The organism is Vannielia litorea, from assembly GCF_018424695.1.
GTDB classification, from domain to species: Bacteria; Pseudomonadota; Alphaproteobacteria; order Rhodobacterales; family Rhodobacteraceae; genus Vannielia; species Vannielia litorea_A.
Window position 1 is genome coordinate 1 of sequence record NZ_QTNQ01000135.1, and the last position, 6,388, is coordinate 6,388.

The 6,388-nt window shown below is 69.7% G+C and carries 6 protein-coding genes and 1 pseudogene; 5 read left to right on the top strand and 2 right to left on the bottom strand.

Annotated features, from left to right (window positions below):
- The first annotated feature begins 30 nt into the window (after positions 1-30).
- Both DYI42_RS22770 and DYI42_RS22775 read left to right on the top strand, forming a co-directional pair.
- Positions 31-1,068, top strand: a complete 1,038-nt coding sequence (locus DYI42_RS22770; protein WP_213549269.1) for an alkane 1-monooxygenase — start codon at positions 31-33, stop codon at positions 1,066-1,068.
- A gap of 92 nt (positions 1,069-1,160) precedes the next feature.
- On the top strand, positions 1,161-1,571 hold the full coding sequence (locus tag DYI42_RS22775; protein WP_244868105.1) for a hypothetical protein: 411 nt from the start codon (positions 1,161-1,163) through the stop codon (positions 1,569-1,571).
- Positions 1,572-1,763: 192 nt separating this feature from the next.
- Here DYI42_RS22775 and xseA read toward each other — a convergent pair whose 3' ends face one another.
- Positions 1,764-3,314 carry an exodeoxyribonuclease VII large subunit gene (xseA, locus tag DYI42_RS22780; protein ID WP_213549261.1) on the bottom strand — a complete coding sequence of 517 codons (1,551 nt, stop codon included), beginning with the start codon at positions 3,312-3,314 and terminating at the stop codon, positions 1,764-1,766.
- Between the two features lie 111 nt (positions 3,315-3,425).
- Here xseA and DYI42_RS22785 point away from each other — a divergent pair, with 111 nt between their 5' ends.
- From DYI42_RS22785 to purD, 3 genes are all read left to right on the top strand, one after another.
- Positions 3,426-3,905: a carboxymuconolactone decarboxylase family protein gene (locus DYI42_RS22785; protein ID WP_213549263.1), complete on the top strand. Its 480-nt coding sequence runs from the start codon at positions 3,426-3,428 to the stop codon at positions 3,903-3,905.
- Positions 3,905-4,399, top strand: a complete 495-nt coding sequence (locus DYI42_RS22790; RefSeq protein ID WP_213549265.1) for an RrF2 family transcriptional regulator — start codon at positions 3,905-3,907, stop codon at positions 4,397-4,399. The genes DYI42_RS22785 and DYI42_RS22790 overlap by 1 nt, the downstream gene beginning before the upstream one ends.
- Positions 4,400-4,477: 78 nt before the next feature.
- Positions 4,478-5,740, top strand: a complete 1,263-nt coding sequence (gene purD / locus DYI42_RS22795) for a phosphoribosylamine--glycine ligase (RefSeq protein ID WP_213549267.1) — start codon at positions 4,478-4,480, stop codon at positions 5,738-5,740.
- A 249-nt stretch (positions 5,741-5,989) separates the two neighbouring features.
- Here the strand turns inward: purD and DYI42_RS22800 are convergent.
- A pseudogene (locus DYI42_RS22800) lies at positions 5,990-6,388 on the bottom strand (VCBS repeat-containing protein); the annotation flags it as partial.

The following is a 6,388-nucleotide window of genomic DNA, read 5'->3' on the forward strand; positions in this document are numbered from 1 at the left end:
CCTATCCTCCCGCTCCAACCGGAGTTCACCATGCCCCCCGCCACCCTCTTCTTTGCCGCCACCCTCACCCCGGCTGCCCTGCTCTCCGCAGGCGGCACGCTGGGCGGCGGCTGGCTTCTGGCGGCGCTGCTCTACCTCACGCTCTTCTCCGCGCTGATCGATCAGCTTCTGCGCCGCCTCGGCGCGCGGCCCACGCCCAGCACACAGCCCGGCGGCTGGGCCGACACGCTCTCGGCCACGCTTGCCCTCGCACACTTCGCCCTGCTCGCCCTCGGCATCGCCGCCATTTCCGGCACCACCGGCCTCGCGCCCTGGGAGCGGGTGCTTGCCTTCTTCGCCTTCGGCCTCTTCTTCGGCCAGGTCTCCAACTCGAACGCTCACGAGCTGATCCACCGCTCCGCCCGCCCGCTCCGTGCGCTCGGCCGCTGGGTCTATATCTCGCTGCTCTTCGGCCACCACGCCTCGGCCCACCCCAAGGTGCACCACCGCTTCGTCGCTACGCCCGACGATCCAAACTCCGCCCGCCTGAACGAAAGCTACTACCGTTTCGCCGCCCGGGCCTGGGTCGGCAGCTTTCGCGCCGGGCTGGCGGCTGAGCGCGAGATGCTGGCGCGCGGCGGAAGACCGCGCTGGCGAACCCCCTACATCGAATACATCGCAGGCGCCGCCGCCCTGCTTGCCCTCACCGCCCTCGCCTTCGGCCCCGCCGGCCTCGCCGCGCACCTAGGTCTCGCCGCCTATGCCACCGCGCAACTGCTGATGTCGGATTACGTCCAGCACTATGGCCTCACCCGCAGCCGCCGCGCGGACGGGCGCTACGAGCCGGTGAGCGATGCCCACAGCTGGAACGCGCCCCACGTCTTCTCCTCGCTGATGATGCTCCACGCGCCGCGCCACTCCGACCATCACGCGCACCCCGGCACGCGCTACCCCGCGCTCACCCTGCCCTCCGGCGCGCCGATGCTGCCCGCGCCGCTGCCTGCCATGGCCACGCTGGCGCTGCTGCCCCGCACATGGCGCCGGGTGATGAACCCGCGCGTCGCCCGCCTGCGCGCCGCCGCCGCCTGAGCCGCCTCGCGCGGGCGTGAGCCGTGCCGCCCTTCCCCCATCGCCGCCCATCTGCCAGACTGCCGCAAAACAGCAGGCAACCCGGAGCCCACATGCGCCCGATCCTCTCCACCCTCGCCGCCACGGCGGCCTTCGTCATGGCCCTGCCCGCGCAGGCCGCAGAGCCGATGTCCGGCGCCGAGTTCGATGCCTACACCCAGGGCCGGACCCTCTATTACAACAACCACGGCCAAGCCTACGGGGTGGAAGAATACCTCCCCGGTAACCGCGTCCGCTGGTCGTTTCTCGACGGGCAATGCAAGGAGGGCACCTGGTACGAGCAGGGCCGGTTCATCTGCTTTCTCTACGAAGACCAGCCCGGCGCACCGCAATGCTGGACCTTCTGGGAAGAGCCCGGCGGCATGCGCGCCCTGTTCGAGGACGACCCCGCAGGCACAGAGCTCTACGAGGTGACCGACGCCGACGAGCCCATGCTCTGCCTCGGCCCGGATGTGGGCGTCTGACAGCGTGATCCATCACCCGCGTCTGGCCTGATGGCGCGGGCGGAGCGGGGGCGCTGCCCCCGCACCCCCGGAGATATTTAAAGCAAGAAAATGAACAGGTTGGCGCGCAGGCTGGCGGCCTTGCGCCGGAGTGCCGTTGCAGAGCACCCCAATTCGGAACCCGCCTTCTCGGATCGAAACCAGACCTGCCCGCTAGAACAAGTCCCCCTGCTCCGGCGGCGGCGCCTTGGGGCTGGCCTTCTTCTTCACCGCCCCGCCGCCAGGCACCATGCGCCCGTCGGCAAACTGAATCTCCAGCGGCCCCACAGCCGCCTTCGCCCGCGCGGCGCTGGTCACCACCTCGTCGCCCTCGCGCACCACCGCAAAGCCGCGCTTCAGCGTCTCTTCGTAGCCGAGCGAGCCCAGCAGGCGTGACAGGCTTTCCAGCTTGCGTGCCCGCGCCTCGCCCTGCCCGCTCTGGGCGGCCTCCAGCCGGGCGGCCAGACTGGCCACCCGTTCGCCAGCCCGCGCCGTGCGCTCCGTCACCAGCGCCGGGCGCAGGCGCTCGGCGCGCGCCGCCAGCCGCTCACGCGCCCGCGCCGCGCCGCGCGCAAGTTCCGGCCCCAGCCGCGCGCCCAGCCGCTCGGCCCGCTCCCGCCGCTGGGCAATCCCGGCGCGCACCGCGCCGGGCCGCAGCCCGGCCGAGGCCTCACCCAGCGCGCCGCGTTTCTTCAGCACCGCCGTGCGCAGCGCGGCAGGCAAGCGCTCGGCCCATTGATCCAGCCGCTGCTGCGCCCCACCAAGCACCACCTCGGGTCTCGGCAGCGCACGTCCCAGGTCGGTCAGCCGCTGCCGCCGCCCGCGCACGCTTTCCGAAACCGCCCGGCGCAGCCGCCCCCCCAATCCATCCACCGCCGCCATCAGCTCCAGCCGCACCGGCACCGCCATCTCGGCGGCGGCGGTCGGCGTGGGCGCGCGCCGGTCGGCGGCATGGTCGATCAGCGTGGTATCCGTTTCATGCCCCACCGCCGAAATCAGCGGAATCTCCGAGGCGGCAGCGGCGCGCACCACCTCTTCCTCGTTGAACCCCCAGAGATCTTCGATCGAGCCCCCGCCCCGCGCCACGATGATCAGATCAGGGCGTGGCAGCGCCCCGCCCGGCGTCATCGCGTTGAACCCGGCAATCGCGCGGGCCACATCCGGCGCGCAGGCCTTGCCCTGCACGGCCACCGGCCACACCAGCACCTTGCGCGGAAACCTGTCTCGCAGCCGGTGCAGGATATCGCGGATCACGGCACCCTGTGGCGATGTCACCACGCCGATGATCTCCGGCAAGAACGGCAACGCCCGCTTGCGCTCGGGCGCAAAAAGCCCCTCGGCGGCCAGCGCCGTCCTGCGCTTCTCCAGCATCGCCATCAGCGCGCCCACACCGGCCACGGCAACCTCGGTGGCGTTCATCTGATACTTCGACTGGCTGGCAAAGGTGGTCAGCTTGCCATAGGCCACCACCTCCATCCCTTCCTCGGGGATCACGCTGAGGCCGGCCACCTGCCCCTTCCACGTGGTGCAGGCCAGCACGCTCCGGTCGTCCTTCAGGTCGAAATACAAATGCCCCGAGCGCGCCCGCACCACGCGCCCCACCTCGCCCTTCACCCGCACATAGCCAAACTCGCCCTCCACCACGCGCTTCACCGCGCCGGACAGCTCGGAAACGGTGAACTCGGGGGCATTTCCGCCGGGGGTGGGGTCGTCGATCAGGTCCATGGTGCGACAATGCCGCAACCCGGCGGGCGGCGAAAGAGCGGGATTGACTTATTGCGGACATTCAATATCTTTAATGATATCAAATATCCTCAATTTGCAAAAAGGCTCCCCATGACCCGCCGATTCGACTACGCCGCCAACGCCCCCGGCGCGACACGCGCCTTCCTCGCCTTCCACCAAAGCCTCTCCGGCAACCGGCTCGACCCGATCCTGCACGAGCTGATCAACCTGCGCGCCTCGCAGATGAACGGCTGCGCCTTCTGCGCCGACATGCACGTCAAGGCCGCCCGCCTCGCCGGGGAGCGCGAACTGCGGCTGCACCACGTGGCCACATGGCGCGAGTCGCAGCTCTTCGACGCCCGCGAACGCGCCGCGCTGGAGTGGACAGAGGCGCTCACCGCGCTCGACGGCAAGGGGGTTGCGCCCGAAACCTACGACCGCCTGCTCGACATTCTGGGCGAGGATCTGCTGACGGATCTCACCTTCGCCGTGGTCGCCATCAACGGCTGGAACCGGCTCTCCGTCGCCTCCACGCCCGTTCCGGGCAGCTCCGATGCGCTCTTCGGTCTCGACAAGGCCGGGCTCTCCTGATGCAGCTGCGCAATCAGGTCGAATGGGCGCTGCACTGCTGCTCCATCCTCGCCGGGCTGCCCCCCGGCCAGCGCCTGTCAACCAAGGCGCTGGCCGAGTTCCACGGCGTGCCCAAACCCTACCTCTCCAAGGCGTTGCAAAGCCTCGCGCAGGCCGGGCTGATCGAGGGCACGCTGGGCCCCTCGGGCGGCTACCGCCTCGCCCGCCCGGCGGCAGAGATCAGCTTTCTGGAGATCACCGAGGCCATCGAGGGCCGCGCCCGCAGCTTCGCCTGCACCGAGATCCGCCGCAACGCACCCTGCTTGCGGGCCGATGAGCAAATCTCCGGCCCTTGCCAGGTGGCGCGGGTGATGTGGCAGGCCGATGAAGCCTGGCGAGCGGTGCTGCGCAGCCAGAGCCTCGCCGACCTCTCCGCCACGCTGGAAGCCGAGCTGCCCGAGCGCCTCCTCGCCGATGCCGAGGCCTGGGTCGGGGCGCGCAGCGCAGGCGGCTGACCACTGGGCCATTGTCACCCCCGCCCCGCCTCTCTAGAACCGCGCCAACACGGCACACGAAGGGGCGGAGCGCAGCCTATGAACATCCTCATCCTCGGAAGCGGCGGGCGCGAGCACAGCTTGGCCTGGGCGATCCAGCAGAACCCCAAATGCGACCGGCTCATCGTCGCGCCGGGCAACGCGGGCATCGAGGAGATGTGCGAAACCGCCGCGCTGGATATCGAAGATGGCAACGCCGTTGCCGAGTTCTGCCACGAGAACACGGTGGATTTCGTGGTCATCGGGCCCGAGGCCCCGCTGGCCGCTGGCGTGGCCGACCGGCTGCGCGAGGCGGGCATCCTCACCTTCGGCCCCTCCGCCGAGGCCGCCCAGCTTGAAGCCTCCAAGAAGTTCACCAAGCAGGTCTGCGACGCCGCCCTGATTCCCACCGCAGGCTGGTGCTCCTTTACCGCTGCCGCCCCGGCGCGCGAGTATATCGAGGCCGTGGGGGCGCCCCGCGTCATCAAGGCCGACGGTCTGGCGGCGGGCAAGGGCGTTGTCGTGGCGATGGACGAACCCACCGCGCTCGCCGCAATCGACGACATTTTCGCAGGCGCCTTCGGCGAGGCCGGGGCCGAAGTGGTGATCGAAGATTTCATGACCGGCGAAGAGGCCAGCCTCTTCGTGCTGTGCGACGGTGAAAACGTGCTGCCCGTCGGCACCGCGCAGGATCACAAGCGCGTCGGCGAGGGCGACCAAGGCCCCAACACCGGCGGCATGGGCGCCTACTCCCCCGCCCCGATCCTTGACGACGCGGTCATGGCCAAGGTGATGGATGAAATCGTCAAGCCCACCGTCGCCGAGATGGCCAAGCGTGGCACCCCCTACCAGGGTGTGCTCTACGTCGGCCTGATGATCGAAGAGGGCGAACCCGCCCTTGTGGAATACAACGCCCGCTTCGGCGACCCGGAGTGCCAGGTGCTGATGATGCGGCTTGGCGCACAGGTGCTCGACCTGCTGCTGGCCACCGCCGAAGGGCGGCTCTCCGAAGCGCAGGTGAACTGGGCCGACGATCACGCGATGACGGTGGTGCTCGCGACCGAGGGCTACCCCGGCAGCTACGCCAAGGGCAGCGTCATCGGCGGGCTCGACGGGCTGCCCGAGACCTCCACCCAGATGGTTTTCCACGCCGGCACCACCGCGTCGGGCGGGGCAATCACCGCCACCGGCGGGCGGGTGCTCAACGCCACCGCCCGCGGAGACACGCTGCAAGAGGCCCGCGACCGGGCCTATGCGCTGGCAGAAGCCGTCGACTGGCCCGAAGGCTTCTACCGCAAAGACATCGGCTGGCGCGCGCTGTAGAGCGGGACTTGTGCCGCCCCACCCTGGGGCAGCTCATCGCCCCCTCCGGGCCCTCTTCGCAGCTGCGATGAGCCGCCGAAGGCGCCGAAGAGCTGCCCCTTGCCCGTCCGTTACCCCAACGCCCCGCACATATAACGGCACTATGCGCCCCTGCTGTGCGCAAATCGCGTATGCATAGGATGTGCATGCCCAGTGTATCACTTGTGCTGGTGGTATCATATGCCGCAAGCCGCCCAATCGGCCCGGTTCTTAACGGCAGGTGCGCTCTATCCCAAAGCTTTCCGGCCCCTCGATCGGGCCGATCTCCCGCGCCCTGAGCTGCCCGCTGTCCAGCTTCACGCCAATCATCACCGACCAGTCCGGATCGGCCAGCACCAGCTCCGGCCCGCCCCGGCAGCTGCGCAGCCCGCCGGAGATAAAATTCTCGCCAAAACGATGGTTGGTGACACCGGAAAGCGATGCGACTTCAACCAGTTGCCCGTTCCCCCAACGCCACACCCGCAGCACCCGCGCCAAGTGTGGCCGGTCCACGAAAGCCACCTCAATCGCGCCGTCGCCATCCAGATCAGCGGCGGCCACCGGTGCCAGCCAGCGGTTGCGCGTGCCGATGAACGGCGTCGCCGCCAGCCGCGTCACCCCGCCCGGCCC